At 69.2% G+C, this 16,346-nt stretch carries 15 protein-coding genes and 1 riboswitch; of the genes, 5 read left to right on the forward strand and 10 right to left on the reverse strand.

Going from position 1 to position 16,346, the window contains the following annotated elements:
- The first annotated feature begins 75 nt into the window (after positions 1–75).
- The 4 genes from SLINC_RS29865 (at position 76) to SLINC_RS29880 (ending at position 4,590) form a co-directional block, all read left to right on the forward strand.
- A complete protein-coding gene (locus SLINC_RS29865) occupies positions 76–1,056 on the forward strand; it encodes a tetratricopeptide repeat protein (protein WP_067439317.1) in 981 nt (326 codons plus the stop codon).
- 126 nt (positions 1,057–1,182) lie between these two features.
- Entirely contained in the window at positions 1,183–1,833 is a 651-nt protein-coding gene (gene def / locus SLINC_RS29870) for a peptide deformylase (RefSeq protein ID WP_067439320.1), read from the forward strand.
- 307 nt (positions 1,834–2,140) lie between these two features.
- Entirely contained in the window at positions 2,141–3,226 is a 1,086-nt protein-coding gene (gene cyc1, locus SLINC_RS29875) for an epi-isozizaene synthase (protein ID WP_107406875.1), read from the forward strand.
- The gene (locus SLINC_RS29880; protein ID WP_067439323.1) at positions 3,223–4,590 is read left to right on the forward strand and encodes a bifunctional albaflavenone monooxygenase/terpene synthase; all 1,368 of its coding nucleotides are present in this window, start codon (positions 3,223–3,225) and stop codon (positions 4,588–4,590) included. Before cyc1 ends, SLINC_RS29880 begins: the two co-directional genes overlap by 4 nt.
- An 18-nt stretch (positions 4,591–4,608) precedes the next feature.
- Here the strand turns inward: SLINC_RS29880 and SLINC_RS29885 are convergent, their stop codons facing one another.
- A complete protein-coding gene (locus SLINC_RS29885) occupies positions 4,609–5,574 on the reverse strand; it encodes a GlxA family transcriptional regulator (RefSeq protein ID WP_067439326.1) in 966 nt (321 codons plus the stop codon).
- 92 nt (positions 5,575–5,666) lie between these two features.
- On the opposite strand from SLINC_RS29885, the gene SLINC_RS29890 reads away from it, so the two are divergent.
- Positions 5,667–5,894 (forward strand): hypothetical protein, encoded by a 228-nt coding sequence (locus tag SLINC_RS29890; RefSeq protein WP_067439329.1) that lies wholly within the window; start codon positions 5,667–5,669, stop codon positions 5,892–5,894.
- On the opposite strand, the gene SLINC_RS29895 is transcribed toward SLINC_RS29890, so the two are convergent.
- The 9 genes from SLINC_RS29895 to SLINC_RS29935 all read right to left on the reverse strand — a co-directional run bounded on the left by SLINC_RS29895 (position 5,861) and on the right by SLINC_RS29935 (position 16,293).
- A complete protein-coding gene (locus SLINC_RS29895) occupies positions 5,861–6,310 on the reverse strand; it encodes a hypothetical protein (RefSeq protein WP_067439332.1) in 450 nt (149 codons plus the stop codon). The two genes, SLINC_RS29890 and SLINC_RS29895, sit on opposite strands and share 34 nt — an antisense overlap.
- Positions 6,311–6,371: 61 nt before the next feature.
- On the reverse strand, positions 6,372–7,382 hold the full coding sequence (locus SLINC_RS29900) for a ribonucleotide-diphosphate reductase subunit beta (RefSeq protein WP_067439335.1): 1,011 nt from the start codon (positions 7,380–7,382) through the stop codon (positions 6,372–6,374).
- Positions 7,382–9,766 carry a ribonucleoside-diphosphate reductase subunit alpha gene (locus SLINC_RS29905; RefSeq protein WP_067439337.1) on the reverse strand — a complete coding sequence of 795 codons (2,385 nt, stop codon included), beginning with the start codon at positions 9,764–9,766 and terminating at the stop codon, positions 7,382–7,384. Before SLINC_RS29905 ends, SLINC_RS29900 begins: the two co-directional genes overlap by 1 nt.
- Before the next feature lie 120 nt (positions 9,767–9,886).
- Positions 9,887–10,015, reverse strand: a riboswitch (cobalamin riboswitch).
- Positions 10,016–10,170: 155 nt separating this feature from the next.
- Positions 10,171–10,680: a GNAT family N-acetyltransferase gene (locus SLINC_RS29910; RefSeq protein WP_067439340.1), complete on the reverse strand. Its 510-nt coding sequence runs from the start codon at positions 10,678–10,680 to the stop codon at positions 10,171–10,173.
- Positions 10,681–11,018: 338 nt separating this feature from the next.
- On the reverse strand, positions 11,019–12,647 hold the full coding sequence (gene mctP / locus SLINC_RS29915; RefSeq protein WP_067439342.1) for a monocarboxylate uptake permease MctP: 1,629 nt from the start codon (positions 12,645–12,647) through the stop codon (positions 11,019–11,021).
- Entirely contained in the window at positions 12,644–12,895 is a 252-nt protein-coding gene (locus SLINC_RS29920; protein ID WP_067439345.1) for a DUF3311 domain-containing protein, read from the reverse strand. Before SLINC_RS29920 ends, mctP begins: the two co-directional genes overlap by 4 nt.
- Before the next feature lie 137 nt (positions 12,896–13,032).
- Positions 13,033–13,230: a YbdD/YjiX family protein gene (locus tag SLINC_RS29925; protein ID WP_067439348.1), complete on the reverse strand. Its 198-nt coding sequence runs from the start codon at positions 13,228–13,230 to the stop codon at positions 13,033–13,035.
- A 10-nt stretch (positions 13,231–13,240) separates the two neighbouring features.
- Positions 13,241–15,340, reverse strand: coding sequence for a carbon starvation CstA family protein (locus SLINC_RS29930; protein ID WP_067439350.1), 2,100 nt, complete (start codon positions 15,338–15,340; stop codon positions 13,241–13,243).
- Between the two features lie 188 nt (positions 15,341–15,528).
- Positions 15,529–16,293, reverse strand: a complete 765-nt coding sequence (locus SLINC_RS29935; protein ID WP_067439353.1) for a GntR family transcriptional regulator — start codon at positions 16,291–16,293, stop codon at positions 15,529–15,531.
- Positions 16,294–16,346 lie beyond the last annotated feature (53 nt).

Raw genomic sequence — 16,346 nt, forward strand, 5'->3', positions numbered from 1 at the left:
TACGTGGTTGGATGCGAATGAGAGGGTGTCCGGGGGCACAGCCAGCCCACTGAACGGAACTGGCAGGCGGGAATCGTGAGGATCTTCGGCAAGGGACGGCACCGGCCCTCCGCCTCCTGGCGGCAGGCCACGGACCGCGCGTTCACGCTGATCGGCGACGGCCGGTACGAGGACGCGGGCGCGCTTCTGACCCGTGCCGCGGACCTGGAACCGTGGCTGTCCGAGTCCTGGTTCAACCTCGCCCTCCTCCACAAGTTCCGGCACGACTGGGAGCAGGCCCGCGCGGCCGGTCTGCGGGCCGTGGCCCTGCTCGACCGGGAGACCGGGGCGCCCGACTGGTGGAACGTCGGCATCGCCGCCACCGCGCTCCAGGACTGGCCGCTGGCCCGCCGCGCCTGGCAGGCCTACGGACTGCGCGTGCCGGGCGGCGCCACGGCCTCGGGCGAGCCCGTCGGCATGGACCTCGGCAGCGCCGCCGTACGGCTGTCCCCGGAAGGGGAGGCCGAGGTGGTGTGGGGGCGGCGGCTGGACCCCGCCCGGATCGAGGTGCTGTCCATTCCGCTTCCCTCGTCCGGGCGACGCTGGGGCGAGGTCGTCCTGCACGACGGGGTGCCGCACGGCGAGCGGACCACCGCCGCCGGGCACGCCTATCCGGTGTTCGACGAGATCGAGCTGTGGGCGCCGTCGCCCGTGCCGACGTGGGTGGTGCTGCTGGAGGCTGCCACGGAGGCCGACCGGGACGCGCTGGAGCAGCTGGCGGCCGATGCCGGGTTCGCGGCCGAGGACTGGTCGTCGTCGGTGCGGCTGCTGTGCCGGATGTGCTCGGAGTCCCGGATGCCGTCCGACGAGGGCGACGGGGAGCATCTCGATCCGCACGATCACAGTGAGCCGGGGCATCCCGGGCCGCTCGGGCATCGGACCGACGGGCAGTTGTGGGTGCCGGAGCGGGAGTGCGGGGTGGCCGCGCCGGCTTCGCTGGTTCGGGGGTTGTTGGACGGGTGGGTCGCGGACAGTCCGGATTCTCGAGACTGGCGGGATCTCGAAGAGGTGTGCTGAGACCATTGCCGGGCGCGGGTCTGTTGTGGCTGGTCGCGCAGTTCCCCGCGCCCCTAAGGGGGCGCCTCCGCTTACCCTGTATCAACATCTACCCTCTGTTCTTGTTTAGGAAGGCATACGTCGGTCATGGCGCAGCAGGACACCGATCAGCAGCACGCGGGCGTGCTTCCCGTGGACGACGAGGGCTTCGTCATCGACACCGAGGACTGTGACGAGCGGGAGGCGGCGTTCCGCGAGCGCGGTACGTCGAGGCCGATCACGGTGGTGGGGAACCCGGTGCTGCACAAGGAGTGCAAGGACGTCACCGAGTTCGACGAGGCGCTGCTCAAGCTGGTGGACGACATGTTCGCCTCGCAGCGCACCGCCGAGGGCGTCGGCCTTGCCGCCAACCAGATCGGTGTGGACCTGAAGGTCTTCGTCTACGACTGCATGGACGACGAGGGCAAGCGGCACGTCGGTGTCGTGTGCAACCCGAAAGTCGTCGACCTGCCCGCCGACAAGCGCCGGCTGGACGACAGCAACGAGGGCTGTCTGTCGGTGCCCACCGCCTACGCGCCGCTGGCCCGCCCGGACTACGCCGAGGTGACCGGACAGGACGAGAAGGGCCACCCGGTCAAGGTGCGCGGCACCGGCTACTTCGCCCGGTGCCTGCAGCACGAGACCGATCACCTCTACGGCTACCTCTACATCGACCGGCTCTCCAAGCGCGAACGCAAGGACGCGCTGCGGCAGATGGCCGAGAACGAGCCCCGCTACCCCGTGGTCGCCAACGACTGAGTCCGCGCAGGAGCGCGCGGGTCACGCGGCTCCCTTCGGTACGGCTGCGCACGGCGCCTGTTCAGGAGCACCCTCCTGAACAGGCGCCGTTCGTCTGTCCGTCGCACATTCGATCGCTTGTGCTCGTCCGGTTATCCAAAATCGGTCATGTGAGGGGAGAATCTCGGCACCGTGGGGTAGCTAGTGGAGCAAATCCGTTCCCAGAATGGTCAGTTGTAGTGCTCAATGGGAAGTGCGGGGATACGCAACGGCGCACGCCCAGTACGGCCGGAGGGCGCGCGCACTGGCGGCTGGAAGGGGTTTGTCCGTGCCTGCTTTCCCACACAGCACCACATCGACGCCGACGGCGATCGCGGTCCCACCCTCGCTCGCTCTTCCGGTGATCGAGGCTGCGTTTCCCCGGCGACTGCACCCGTATTGGCCCCGGCTCCAGGAGAAGACCCGAACCTGGCTTCTGGAAATGCGGCTCATGCCCGCCGACAAGGTGGCCGAATATGCCGACGGTCTGTGCTATACGGACCTCATGGCGGGGTACTACTTGGGCGCCCCCGACGAGGTCCTCCAGGCGATCGCGGACTACAGCGCGTGGTTCTTCGTCTGGGACGACCGTCACGACCGCGACATCGTGCACCGGCGCCCGGCCGCCTGGCGGCGGCTGAGGTTCCGGCTCCACGCGGCCCTCGAATCACCCCGGACCCACCTGCACCACGAGGATCCGCTGGTCGCCGGGTTCGCGGACAGCGTGCTGCGGCTGTACTCGTTCCTGCCGCAGTCGTGGAACCGGCGGTTCGCCCGGCACTTCCACCAGGTGATCGACGCCTACGACCGGGAATTCAGGAACCGCACCGAGGGAGTCATCCCGAAGGTCGATGAATACCTGGCGCTGCGTCGGCTCACCTTCGCCCACTGGATCTGGACCGATCTGCTGGAACCCAGCGCGGGACTGGAACTCCCGAACTCCGTGCGGAAACACCCGACATACCGGCGGGCCGCACTGCTGAGTCAGGAATTCGCCGCCTGGTACAACGACCTCTGTTCGCTACCCAAAGAAATAGCGGGCGACGAGGTCCACAATCTCGGAATCAGTCTCATCAAGCACGAGGGGCTGACCCTGGAGGAAGCCGTCGCCGACATGAGGCGGCGCGTGGAGAAATGCGTCGAGGAATTCCTTGTCGTGGAGCGGGACGCCCTGCGGCTTTCCGACGATCTCGACGACGGAACCGTGCGCGGAAAAGAACTCGGCACCGCCGTGCGCGCCTGCGTCCGCAACATGCGGAACTGGTTCAGCACCGTCTACTGGTTCCACCACGAGTCCGGCCGGTACCGGGTCGACAGCTGGGACGACCGGTCCACTCCCCCGTACGTCAACAACGAAGCGGCAGGTGAGAAATGACCGTCGAGTCTGTGAAGCCCGAGGCCTTCCCGGCCTCGGAGCAGCGTGAGGCGCCCCTCGCGGGCGGAGGTGTCCCGGGTCTGGGCCACGGCTGGAAGCTGGTGCGCGACCCGCTGGGCTTCCTGGCCCGGCTGCGGGACGACGGCGACCTGGTGCGACTGCGCCTGGGCCCGAAGACCGTGTACGCCGTGACCGCGCCGCACCTCGTCGGGGACATGCTGACGAGCCCCGACTACGAGATAGGCGGACCGCTCTGGGACACCCTGGACGTGTTGCTCGGCAAGGGCGTCGCGACCAGCAACGGGCCGCGGCACCGGCGTCAGCGGCAGACCATCCAGCCCTCGTTCCGCAAGGAGGTGATCCACGAGTACGAGCGGGTCATGGTCGAGGAGTCCGTGGCCTTCGCCGCGCGCTGGCGGCCGGGGGACACCGTCGACGTCACCTCGGAGGCGTTCCGGGTGGCGGTGCGGATGACCGCCCGCTGCTTCCTCCAGATCGAGCGCATCGACGATCTGGCCGAGCGGCTGAGCACCGCGCTCGCCACCGTGTTCGGCGGCATGTACCGGCGGATGATCCTCTCCTTCGGGCCGTTCTACCGGCTGCCCCTTCCCTCACATCGTGAATTCGACCGGGGGCTGGCCGAATTGCACCGGCTGGCCGACGAGGTCATCGCCGAACGCCGGGCCGCCACCGAGAAGCCCGATGATCTGCTGACGGCATTGCTGGAGGCGAAGGACGAAAAAGGTGAACCGGTCAACTACCAGGAGGTTCACGATCAGGTCATAGCGATACTCACCCCGGGCAGCGAAACCGTCGGGTCCCAGTTGATGTGGATCTTGCAGTTGCTGGCCGAACATCCGGAACAGGCGGACCGGGTGAGTGAAGAGGTGAAATCGGTCGTGGGTGACGGACCTGTCACTTTCGGCGATCTCAGGAAGCTCACCCACACGAACAATGTCATCACGGAGGCGCTGCGCATACGGCCGGCCGTATGGATATTGACGCGGCGGGCCATGGCCGAAACCGAACTCGGCGGGTATCGCATTCCGGCGGGGGCGGACATCGTGTACAGCCCGCTCGCCCTCCAGCGCGACCCACGCTCCTACGAGCAGCACCTCGACTTCGACCCGGACCGCTGGCTCCCGGGTCACTCCAAGCAGGTGCCGAAGTACGCGATGGGGCCCTTCAGCGCGGGCAACCGCAAATGCCCCGCCGACCACTTCTCGATGGCCCAGCTCGGGGTCATGCTGGCGACCGTGATCCCCCGGTGGCGCTTCGAACGGCTGCCGGAGGCCGACGAGTCGCCCCGGGTGGGCATCACCCTGCGCCCGAAGCACCTGCTGCTGAAGGCGGTGCCCAGGTGAGAGGAGCGGTACGGGCGTTCAGGCGGCCTCGGTCCCTCTGAACGTGCGCCGATAGGCGTTCGGGGTGGTCCCGACGGCGCGGACGAACTGGTGGCGCAGCGCGGCCGCGTTGCCGAACCCCGTTCGACCGGCGATCGCGTCCACCGTCTCGTCCGTCGCTTCCAGCAACCGCTGGGCCAGCAGCACGCGTTGGCGCAGGATCCAGCGGTACGGAGTCGTTCCGGTCTCCTGCTGGAAGCGGCGGGCGAAGGTGCGCGGGGACATGTGCGCCAGCTCGGCCAGCTGCTCGACGGTGACGTCCTGGTCGAGGTGCCGCTCCATCCACACCAGCACCTCGCCGACGGTGTCGCACTGCGACCGGGGCAGCGGCCGCTCGATGAACTGGGCCTGGCCGCCGTCCCGGTGCGGCGGTACCACCATGCGCCGGGCGATCCGGTTGGCGACCTCCGGTCCCTGTTCCTTGCGCACGATGTGCAGACAGGCGTCGATACCGGCGGCGGTGCCCGCGGAGGTGATCACCGGGTCCTCGTCGACGTACAGCACGTCCGGCTCGACGATTGCCCGGGGGTTGCGGACGGCGAGGTCCTCCGCGTGCATCCAGTGCACGGTGCACCGCCGGCCGTCGAGCAGCCCGGCGGCGCCGAGCACGAAGACGCCCGTGCACACGCTGAGCACCCGGGTGCCCCGGTCCACCGCCCTGACCAGGGCGTCCAGCAGCTCGGGCGGGTACGCGCGGGTGGTGTAGTCGCTGCCCGCCGGGATGGCGATCAGGTCGGCCTCCTCCAGCCGCTCCAGGCCGTACGGCGTGGAGACGGTGAGGCCGCCGACATGGGTGCCGAGGTGCGGGCCCTCGGCGGAGACCACGGCGAAGTCGTAGGGCGGCAGACCCTCGTCACTGCGGTCGATGCCGAACACCTCGCAGATGACGCCCAGTTCGAAGGGGTGCACACCGTCGAGGAGGACGGCGGCGACGTTTTTCAGCATGCTGCCAGTGTGCCTCGTAAGTGGCAGTAAATCGAGGGTGGGCGACAGTCCTGCCACTGTTTGTAAGGAGTCTCGGGCGCGACAGTGGTGTCATGACTACCGCGCAGACAGAAGGACTGATCGGAATGCTCGCCGTCCTCGGAATCCTCGTCCTGCTGGTGCTCCCGTCCGTGATCGGGATCGTGCACGACCGGCGCATCGACCGTCAGATCCGGCAGGCCCAGCAGGCCCGCCGGGCGGCCGAAGGCTCCCGCCCGAAGGCCGAGCGCCCCACGGCACGCCAGGGCTACCTCACCACCACGGTGACCCCCCACTCCTGAAGCGCGTCGCACGAGATCACGCCGGGCTCCTTGGAGCACACCGGGCGCGACGAACTCAGCCGCGCCCGCCCGGCCGAGACCGCCTCGAACGCGGCGCTCGCGTCCCCCGGCAGGAGGACGACACCGCTGTTCGTGGCCTTCAGACCACGGCCGCCGGACGTGACCGGCTCCCAGGGGCGGCTCTTCGTGCCGTCCAGGGAGACCCGGACCGTCCCGCCCACGGCGACGCACACCGTGCTGCCGTTGTCGGCGGCACCGAGTTCACCGGGGGACGCGCAGGCCGACGGGGGTGAGGAGGGTGACGGGGACACCGCGTCCCCGTCACCCCCGTCGCCGCCCGCCTGGGTGCCGCACCCCGCGAGCAGAAGCGTCAGCGCCGCGAGGGCGAGGGGCGTGCGGTGGGTCGTAGGGCGCATGGTGTGGCCTCCTTGCGGATGAGACGTGCCACCCATGCGCCCGGATCCCCTGTCGGAGGGGTCAGAACTCCTCGTCCAGATCGACGGTGCCCTCCACCGCGACCTGGTACGCCGACGGGCGGCGCTCGAAGAAGTTGGTCAGCTCCTGGACGCCCTGGAGCTCCATGAAGGAGAAGGGGTTCTCGGAGCCGTACACCGGGGCGAAGCCGAGGCGGGTCAGACGCTGGTCGGCGACGCACTCCAGGTACTGCCGCATCGAGTCGGTGTTCATGCCCGGCAGACCGTCGCCGCACAGGTCGCGCGCGAACTGGAGCTCGGCCTCGACGGCCTCCTTCAGCATGTCGACGACCTCCTGCCGAAGCGCGTCGTCGAAGAGCTCCGGCTCCTCCTTGCGGACGGTGTCGACGACGTCGAAGGCGAAGGACATGTGCATCGTCTCGTCGCGGAACACCCAGTTGGTGCCGGTCGCGAGACCGTGCAGCAGACCCCGGCTGCGGAACCAGTAGACGTACGCGAAGGCGCCGTAGAAGAACAGGCCCTCGATGCACGCGGCGAAGCAGATGAGGTTGAGCAGGAAACGGCGGCGGTCGGCCTGCGACTCCAGGCGGTCCAGGTGGTCCACCGAGTCCATCCACTTGAAGCAGAAGGCGGCCTTCTCGCGGATGGAGGGGATGTTCTCCACGGCGTCGAAGGCGGCCGCCCTGTCCTCAGGATCGGGGAGGTAGGTGTCGAGCAGTGTCAGATAGAACTGGACGTGCACGGCCTCCTCGAAGAGCTGGCGGGACAGATACAGCCGCGCCTCGGGGGAGTTGATGTGCTTGTACAGCGTCAGCACGAGGTTGTTCGCGACGATCGAGTCGCCCGTCGCGAAGAACGCGACCAGCCGGCCGATCATGTGCTGCTCGCCCTGGGACAGCTTCGCCAGATCGGCGACGTCCGAGTGGAGGTCGACCTCCTCGACGGTCCAGGTGTTCTTGATGGCGTCCCGGTAGCGCTCGTAGAAGTCCGGGTAGCGCATGGGGCGCAGCGTCAGCTCGAAGCCGGGGTCGAGCAGGTTCTGGTTGCTGGGCATTACTGGCAGGCCTCGCAGGACTCGGGGTTTTCCAGGGAGCAGGCGACGGCCTCTTCGGAGGTCACCTGCTGGACGGGGACGGTCTTCTCGGGCTGCGCCTGGGCCTGGGCCGCGCGGGCGATGCGGGTCGCCGGGCGCGAGCGCAGGTAGTACGTCGTCTTCAGGCCCGACTTCCAGGCGTAGGCGTACATCGAGGAGAGCTTGCCGATGGTGGGCGTCTCCAGGAAGAGGTTCAGGGACTGCGACTGGTCGAGGAACGGGGTGCGGGCCGCGGCCATGTCGATCAGTCCGCGCTGCGGGATCTCCCACGCCGTGCGGTAGAGCTGTCGTACGTCCTCGGGGATCCAGGCGAAGTCCTGGACGGAGCCGTTGGACTCGCGCAGCGCCTCACGGGTGCGGGCGTCCCAGACGCCGAGCGCCTTCAGTTCCCGCACCAGGTAGGAGTTGACCTGGAGGAACTCGCCGGACAGCGTCTCGCGCTTGAACAGGTTGGACACCTGCGGCTCGATGCACTCGTAGACGCCCGCGATGGAGGCGATGGTGGCGGTGGGCGCGATGGCCAGCAGGAGCGAGTTGCGCAGGCCGGTGGCCGCGATCCGCTCGCGCAGGGCCGCCCAGCGCTCCGGCCAGGTCAGCTCCGTGTCGTAGTGGTCGGGATGCAGGACACCCCTGGCGGTACGGGTCTTCTCCCAGGCCGGCAGCGGGCCGCTGCGCTCGGCGAGGTCGGCGGAGGCCTCGTAGGCGGCGAGCATGACGCGCTCGGCGATCCGGGTGGACAGGCGCTTGGCCTCGGGGGAGTCGAAGGGCAGCCGCAGCTGGAAGAAGACGTCCTGGAGGCCCATCGCGCCCAGGCCCACCGGGCGCCAGTTGGCGTTCGACCGGCCCGCCTGCTCGGTCGGGTAGAAGTTGATGTCCACGACCCGGTCGAGGAAGGTCACCGCGGTGCGGACGGTGGCGTCCAGCCGCTCCCAGTCGAGGTCGCCGGTTTTCTGGTCGACGAACGCGCCGAGGTTCACCGACCCCAGGTTGCACACCGCCGTCTCACCGTCGTCCGTGACCTCCAGGATCTCCGTGCAGAGGTTGGAGGAGTGCACGACGTGGCCCGGCTCGGCCGTCTGGTTGGCGGTGCGGTTGGCGGCGTCCTTGAAGGTCATCCAGCCGTTGCCGGTCTGCGCGAGGGTGCGCATCATGCGGCCGTAGAGGTCACGGGCGGGGATGGTCCTGCGCGCGAGGCCCGCCGCCTCGGCCTTCCGGTACGCCGCGTCGAACTCCTCGCCCCACAGGTCCACCAGCTCGGGCACGTCGGCGGGGGAGAACAGGCTCCACCGCTCGTCGGCGTTCACCCGGCGCATGAACTCGTCCGGGACCCAGTGCGCGAGGTTCAGGTTGTGCGTACGGCGGGCGTCCTCGCCGGTGTTGTCGCGCAGCTCCAGGAACTCCTCGATGTCGGAGTGCCAGGTCTCCAGGTAGACCGCGGCCGCGCCCTTGCGCCGGCCGCCCTGGTTCACGGCGGCGACCGAGGCGTCCAGGGTCTTCAGGAACGGGACGATGCCGTTGGAGTGCCCGTTCGTGCCGCGGATCAGTGAACCGCGGGCGCGGATGCGGGAGTAGGCGATGCCGATGCCGCCCGCGTGCTTCGAGAGCCGGGCCACCTGGTGGTAGCGGTCGTAGATGGAGTCCAGCTCGTCCTTGGGGGAGTCGAGGAGGTAGCAGGACGACATCTGGGGGTGCCGGGTGCCGGAGTTGAAGAGCGTGGGGGAGGAGGGCAGGTAGTCGAGACGGCTCATGAGCCGGTACAGCGCGGCGACTTCGTCCAGCGCCCGGGGCGTGTCGTCCTCGGCCAGGCCGCTCGCCACCCGGAGCATGAAGTGCTGGGGCGTCTCGATCACGGCGCGGGTGATCGGGTGCCGGAGCAGATAGCGGCTGTGGAGCGTGCGCAGGCCGAAGTAGCCGAAGCGGTCGTCGGCGGTCGTGTCGATCAGCGCGTCGAGACGGTCGGCGTGGACGCGGACGAACTCGGCCGTGCGGTCGGCGATCAGACCCTCCCGGTGGCCGACGGCGACCGACTCGGTGAAGGACGTGACGCCCTGGGAGGCGGCCTCGGCACGGATGCCCAGGGTGAGCAGACGGGCGGCGAGCCGCGAGTAGGCGGGGTCCTCGGAGATGAGGCCGGCGGCCGCCTCGGTGGCCAGCTCGCGCAACTCCGCCTCGTCGGCCCGCGCCGACCTGCCGCGCAACGCGGCGGCGGCGACCCGGCCGGGGTCGGCGTCGGGGAGGTCGGCGGTCAGCTCGGTCAGGGTCCGCGACAACGCGGCTCCGGGACCGTCTTCGTCCACTGAAGTGGTCGCGATCGCTGAAGCCGGGTCGGCTGGCGCGATGGTCACGTGGGGCACTCCCTCGCTGGGCACGGGGCCTGGCGGAGGGCAGCGGACAGCACGAGCGCACACGGCGTCGCGTCCACCGGCCCACTCCACGAGGCCCGGACGTCGGACACCCGGACCGGACGGCCGGGCGTGCTGTCGGCAGGTCCTCGGACTGACGCTCATGTGCGCATATGCACGCATGAGTACACCGTTGCGGGACAGTTCCGGATTCACACCGGATTCCCCTGCGGCGACAGCGAGCATGAGCATACATGTGGGGGTGGTGGTTCATCAGCACCCCCACATGTTGTGGCGTGCCGCACGTGAGCGACGGCGCAGATGACCGTTCGTCAGAACCGTGCGGCATGGCCACGGAACGCGCGGATGCCGTTCCCGAGGCGCGCTCCGGCCCGTCCGCGCGCTGTTCAGCCTCGCAGCGGCAAGGCGTAGGCGAGGAGCGTGAACTCCTCGCCCGGGATCGGGTTCCAGTCGCGTTCGGGGGCGCGGGTGAAGCCGAGCCGTTCGTAGATGCGGTGGGCGGCGTGCATGGCGGACTGGGTGCACAGCACGATGCCGGTGCAGTCGCTCGCGGCCTTCGCCCGGTCGACGCACGCCTGGACGAGGGCTTCTCCGGCGCCCTGGCCGCGGGCCGCCCGGGCCACGGCGAGCATGCGGATCTCCGCCTCCCCGGGGCGGGCGAGGTCGGCCATGGGGCCGCCGGAGGGGACGTAGGTGACGCCGCCGAGGAGGTGCCCGTCCCGGGTGGCCACGAGGACGTCCGCGGCGGCGGCCCGCTTGGCCACGTCTCTCAGTTCGCCGAGGTACCAGTCGCTCTCACCGAAGGTGAGGAGGCCGTCCTGGAGGTAGGCCTGGGCCGTGAGGTCGCCGAGCCGGTCGTATTCGGTGGGGTCGGCTCGCCGGATGTGGATGTCCATGCCGTGAGTGTGTACGACAGCGGGCCGCCGTTGCGCTGGATTATCGGCGGCCCGCTGCTGGTTCGTGCGTGGTTGCCGGTGCTAGGGCCTGTCCGGCGGATCATGTCGCGGTCGCGGGGCTCTGGCACGCACTCCCCCACTGCCTTAAAGGCGTGGGGGGACCCCCAGCCGCGTTGTCGTCGGTTGCCGACTCCCCCACGCTCGAACAACCTCGCGCGGGGGGACCCCCATCGCGTCGCCGCCCTCCTCCGCCTTGCAGCTGCACGCACCAGAGCCCCGCTCACCGGAGCTGAATCAGGCACCGTTACTTGCATGCGACCTGATCCGCCGGGCAGGCCCTAGTGGCTCGCCCCCGCCGTGGCCGGCGGCAGCTCCACCTTCACTCCCGGGTCGCCCGCGTCCGCCGTGTAGTCCTCCGGGCTCGTCTCGTCGATGCCCTCGGGGGCCTTCGCGGCGCGGAAGGCGAAGGTGAGGACGACCGTGACGACCACGTTGAGGACGAAGGCGGTGAGGCCGATGTAGCCGATCTCGCCGATGCCGGGGATCTCCTTGGCGGAGCCGCCGAAGTGCTTCTGGGTCGGGGAGGCGACGCCGTACGCGGCGACGGTGCCGTAGACCATGCCGACGGCCCAGCCGCCGATCAGGGCCCAGCGGTGGAACCAGCGGGTGAAGAGGCCGCCGACCAGCGCGGGGAAGGTCTGGAGGATCCAGATGCCGCCCAGGAGCTGGAAGTTGATGGCGACCGTCTTGTCCATCGTGAGGACGAAGGCCAGGGCGCCGACCTTCACCAGCAGGGACACGATCTTGGAGACCTTGGTCTCCTGCGCCGGTGTCGCGTCGGGCTTGATGAAGTCCTTGTAGATGTTGCGGGTGAAGAGGTTCGCGGCCGCGATGGACATGATGGCCGCGGGGACCAGGGCGCCGATGCCGATCGCCGCGAAGGCCACGCCCGCGAACCAGGCCGGGAACATGGTCTCGAACAGCTGCGGGATCGCCAGCTGGCCGTTGGCCACCTTGATGCCGGCCGCGATCGCCATGAAGCCCAGCAGGGCGAGCAGGCCCAGCATGAGGGAGTACAGCGGCAGGATCGTGGTGTTGCGGCGGATGACCTCACGGCTCTTGGAGGACAGCGTCGCGGTGATCGAGTGCGGGTACATGAAGAGCGCGAGCGCGGAGCCCAGCGCCAGCGTGGCGTAGGTCCACTGGCCCGCCTCGCCCGGAGCCAGCGCACCGCGTGGCGCGCCCGTGGCCGGGTTGGTCTGGCTGTACGCCTCGCCCGCCTTGGCGAAGATCTCGTCGAAGCCGCCCAGCTTGATCGGGATGTAGATGATCGCCACCGCGATGACGATGTAGATCAGCGTGTCCTTCACGAAGGCGATCATCGCGGGGGCGCGCAGGCCCGAGGAGTAGGTGTACGCCGCCAGCACACCGAAGGCGATCAGCAGCGGCAGGTCCTTGATGAACCAGTTGGTGTCCTCGCCGCCGCCGACGCCCATCACGTCCAGGACCGCCTGGATGCCGACGAGCTGGAGCGCGATGTACGGCATCGTCGCCAGGATGCCCGTCACGGCAACGGCCAGGGACAGGCCCTTCGAGCCCCACCGGCCGCGCACGAAGTCCGACGTCGTCACATAGCCGTGCTTGTGCGAGACCGACCACAGGCGGGGCAGGAAGGTGAAGATCAGCGGGTAGACCAGGATGGTGTACGGCACCGCGAAGAAGCCGGCCGCACCCGCCGCGTAGATCGCCGCCGGGACGGCCACGAAGGTGTACGCGGTGTACAGGTCGCCGCCGAGCAGGAACCAGGTGATCCAGGTGCCGAAGGAGCGGCCGCCCAGGCCCCACTCGTCGAGGCTGTTCTCGTTCTCGGCCTTGCGCCAGCGCGAGGCCAGGAAGCCCATGACCGTGACGGCCAGGAAGAAGAAGATGAAGACGGCGAGTGCGACGCCGTTCACGCCGTCGTTCACTTGGTGCCTCCGTGACGGGCGCGCTGGTCACGCTGCCACAGCTTGTACGCGATCATCGTCAGCACGGTGGAGATCAGCACCCACGCCATCTGGTACCAGTAGAAGAACGGGATGCCGATGAAGTGCGGGTCCACCTTGGCGTACGAACCCACCCAGAGCATCGCCACGAAGGGCGCGACGAGGCAGACAGCGATGACCACGCGGACCGGTGTCACCACCGGTGGTCTCACTTCCGATGCTTCCGACATACCTCGGCTCCGTCCCCTCACGATCACCTGTGATCACCTGTGTAATGCGCAGGCAATCTAGGCGACGGTGTCAGGAGAGCGGAAGACCTCGTCCGCATATCGGTATGTGTCGGTTCCGTGTGGGTCGCCCGGTGGCCTCAGCAGCAGCGGAAGCCCTGACGGGGATCGGCCTCCTGCCGGTCGGTCCGCATCCGCTCGAACGCCCTCCGGGTCGGCACCGGAGCCTGCGGGTGATCCTTGCGGACATGCGCGACATAACGGTCGTACGCCGACTCGTCGGTCAGCTCGCGCACGTACCAGCGCACGGTCCTAAGGGCCCGCCGGAGTGACCGCATCGCGCGCCTCCTACTTCTCCTTCCCGGTCGGGAACAGCCCGGCCGGGGCGACGATCCTCGACTCGACGTACGGGGTCTCGCTGAGCGTGGACAGGGCGGGCCGGCGCACGTGCCGGACGCAGACGCGGGCGGCGTCCGCGATGACGACGACGATCAGCAGGGCGAGGACCGCCGAAAGGACGCCGTCCACCGTGGAGTTGGTGACCACGGTGTGCATGTCGTCCATGGTCTTGGCGGGCGGCAGCACCTCGCCCCGGTCGATCGCGTCCTGGAAGACGGAGCGCTGCTTGAAGAAGCCGACCTTCGGGTCGCTGGAGAACACCTTCTGCCAGCTCGCCGTCAGGGTCACGGTGGCGTCCCAGGCGAGCGGGATTCCGGTGATCCAGGCCCACTTCAGGCGCCCGGACTTCACCAGCAGGGTGGTGCAGACGGCCAGGGCGACCGCCGCGAGCAGCTGGTTGGAGATGCCGAAGATCGGGAACAACTGGTTGATCCCGCCGAGGGGTTCGTGGACGCCCACCCACAGGAAGTACCCCCACAGGGCGCACACCGCCGCGCTGGTGACGACCAGGCCGGGCTTCCAGCTGACGTTCCTGAAGGGCTGGTAGACGTTGCCCAGCATGTCCTGGAGCATGAAGCGGCCCACGCGGGTGCCGGCGTCCAGGGCGGTCAGGATGAACAGCGCCTCGAACATGATCGCGAAGTGATACCAGAAGGCCTTGAGGCTGCCGCCCGTGACCTCGGAGAAGATCTCCGAGACGCCGACCGCGAGGGTGGGCGCGCCGCCGGTACGGGAGAGCAGGGTCGCCTCCTCGACGTTCTTCGCCGCCTGGGCGAGTTCGCCGGGGGTGATGGAGTAGCCCCAACCGGTCACCACCTGCGAGGCGCTCTCGACCGTCGTGCCGATCGCGCCGGCCGGGGCGTTCATCGCGAAGTACAGACCGGGGTCGATGATGCTCGCCGCGACCAGGGCCATGATCGCGACCGAGGACTCCATCAGCATGGAGCCGTAGCCGATCATCCGGACCTGGGTCTCCTTCTGGATCATCTTCGGCGTCGTACCGGAGGAGATCAGGGAGTGGAAGCCGGACAGGGCGCCGCAGGCGATGGTGATGAAGACGAACGGGAAGAGCGAGCCCGCGAACACCGGGCCGTCGCCGCGTGAGGCGAAGTCCGTGACCGGGTCCATCTTCAGCGTCGGCAGGGCGATGACGACACCGAGGGCGAGCAGGATGATCGTGCCGATCTTCATGAAGGTGGAGAGGTAGTCGCGGGGCGCGAGCAGCATCCACACCGGCAGGATCGAGGCGATGAAGCCGTACGCCACCAGCCAGATGACCAGGGTGGAGGGCGCGAGCGTGAAGGTGTCGGCCCACGAGGACTCGGCCACCCAGCGGCCCGAGACCAGGGCGAGCAGCAGCAGCGCCACGCCGATCAGCGAGACCTCGCTGACCCGGCCGGGGCGCAGGACCCGCAGGTAGAAGCCCATCAGCAGGGCGATCGGGATCGTCATCGCGATGGAGAAGGTGCCCCACGGCGAGGCCGCGAGCGCGTTGACGATGACCAGGGCCAGCACGCCCAGCAGGATGATCATGATGGCGAAGGCGGCGAGCAGGGCCGCCGCTCCGCCGAACGGGCCGATCTCCTCGCGGGCCATCTGGCCCAGCGACCGGCCGTCCCGGCGCGTGGAGAAGAACAGCACCACCATGTCCTGGACCGCGCCCGCGAAGATGACGCCGACGATGATCCAGATCGTGCCCGGCAGATAGCCCATCTGCGCGGCCAGCACCGGCCCGACCAGCGGTCCGGCCCCGGCGATCGCGGCGAAGTGGTGGCCGAGCAGCACACGCCGGTCGGTGGGGTGGAAGTCGATGCCGTTGTCGAGGCGTTCGGCCGGGGTGGCCCTGGTCGCGTCGACCTTCAGCACCTTGTGGGCGATGAACTTCGAGTAGAAGCGGTAGCCGATCGCGTACGAGCCGAGGGCGGCCGCGACCATCCACGCTGCCGAGACCTCCTCGCCCCGGGACAGCGCGAGAACCGACCAGCCGGCGGCTCCGATCAGCGCGACGAGGCTCCAGACGACGATGGTTCGGACGTTCGCGGTACGCACAGCGCGGTCCTCCCGTCCATACGGAGACGGGAGGACCGTAGAGCAGGATGTGCGGTTGCGCTACACCGCGGTAGCGCTCCGCTGGGAGGGCCGCGAAGTGCCGTCCGGCGGCTGCGGCGCCGTCGTGGCTGGTCGCGCCCACGCGGCGGAGCCGCATATCGGCACAGACCGCGCCCCTTGGGTGTGCCTCAGTCCACGGGCCTTTTCAAGCGCGCCACGAACTTGTACCTGTCTCCCCGGTACACCGAGCGCACCCACTCCACCGGTCCGCCGTCGCGGTCCAGGGAGTGGCGGGAGAGCATCAGCATCGGCAGGCCGACGTCGGTGCCGAGGAGGCCGGCCTCGCGGGGGGTGGCCAGGGAGGTCTCGATGGTCTCCTCGGCCTCGGCGAGGTGGACGTCGTAGACCTCGGCCAACGCCGTGTAGAGGGACGTGTACTTGACCAGCGATCTGCGCAGGGCGGGGAAGCGCTTGGCGGAGAGGTGGGTGGTCTCGATGGCCATGGGCTCGCCGTTGGCCATGCGCAGGCGTTCGATGCGCAGCACCCGCCCGCCGGCCGTGATGTCGAGGAGCTCGGCGAGGCGGTCGTCGGCGGTGACGTAGCCGATGTCCAGCAGCTGCGAGGTGGGTTCGAGACCCTGGGCGCGCATGTCCTCGGTGTACGAGGTGAGTTGGAGGGCCTGCGAGACCTTCGGCTTGGCGACGAAGGTGCCCTTGCCCTGGATGCGCTCCAGCCGCCCCTCGACCACCAGCTCCTGAAGGGCCTGGCGCACGGTGGTGCGCGAGGTGTCGAACTCGGCGGCGAGCGTGCGCTCGGGCGGTACCGGCGTGCCCGGGGACTGCGTCTCCGTCATGTCGAGCAGGTGCTTCTTCAGGCGGTAGTACTTGGGCACGCGCGCGGTACGGACACTCGCCCCACCCTCGTTCTCCGCACTGCTGACGTCGGTGCTCATGCTCTGCCTTCCCGGCTCCGGACGCGGATCACGTCGTGATCCCTTCTGTATAC

It is taken from the genome of Streptomyces lincolnensis (genome assembly GCF_001685355.1).
In the GTDB taxonomy this organism is placed as follows: domain Bacteria; phylum Actinomycetota; class Actinomycetes; order Streptomycetales; family Streptomycetaceae; genus Streptomyces; species Streptomyces lincolnensis.

Excerpts from the sequence above, each read along its gene's own strand:
- SLINC_RS29895 (WP_067439332.1), bottom strand. The coding sequence starts at position 6,310 with ATGCGCCCTACGACCCACCGCACGCCCCTCGCCCTCGCGGCGCTGACG.
- SLINC_RS29885 (WP_067439326.1), bottom strand. The coding sequence starts at position 5,574 with ATGCTGAAAAACGTCGCCGCCGTCCTCCTCGACGGTGTGCACCCCTTC.
- def (WP_067439320.1), top strand. The coding sequence starts at position 1,183 with ATGGCGCAGCAGGACACCGATCAGCAGCACGCGGGCGTGCTTCCCGTG.
- SLINC_RS29900 (WP_067439335.1), bottom strand. The coding sequence starts at position 7,382 with ATGCCCAGCAACCAGAACCTGCTCGACCCCGGCTTCGAGCTGACGCTG.
- SLINC_RS29910 (WP_067439340.1), bottom strand. The coding sequence starts at position 10,680 with ATGGACATCCACATCCGGCGAGCCGACCCCACCGAATACGACCGGCTC.
- SLINC_RS29880 (WP_067439323.1), top strand. The coding sequence starts at position 3,223 with ATGACCGTCGAGTCTGTGAAGCCCGAGGCCTTCCCGGCCTCGGAGCAG.
- SLINC_RS29920 (WP_067439345.1), bottom strand. The coding sequence starts at position 12,895 with ATGTCGGAAGCATCGGAAGTGAGACCACCGGTGGTGACACCGGTCCGC.
- SLINC_RS29935 (WP_067439353.1), bottom strand. The coding sequence starts at position 16,293 with ATGAGCACCGACGTCAGCAGTGCGGAGAACGAGGGTGGGGCGAGTGTC.
- SLINC_RS29925 (WP_067439348.1), bottom strand. The coding sequence starts at position 13,230 with ATGCGGTCACTCCGGCGGGCCCTTAGGACCGTGCGCTGGTACGTGCGC.
- SLINC_RS29890 (WP_067439329.1), top strand. The coding sequence starts at position 5,667 with ATGACTACCGCGCAGACAGAAGGACTGATCGGAATGCTCGCCGTCCTC.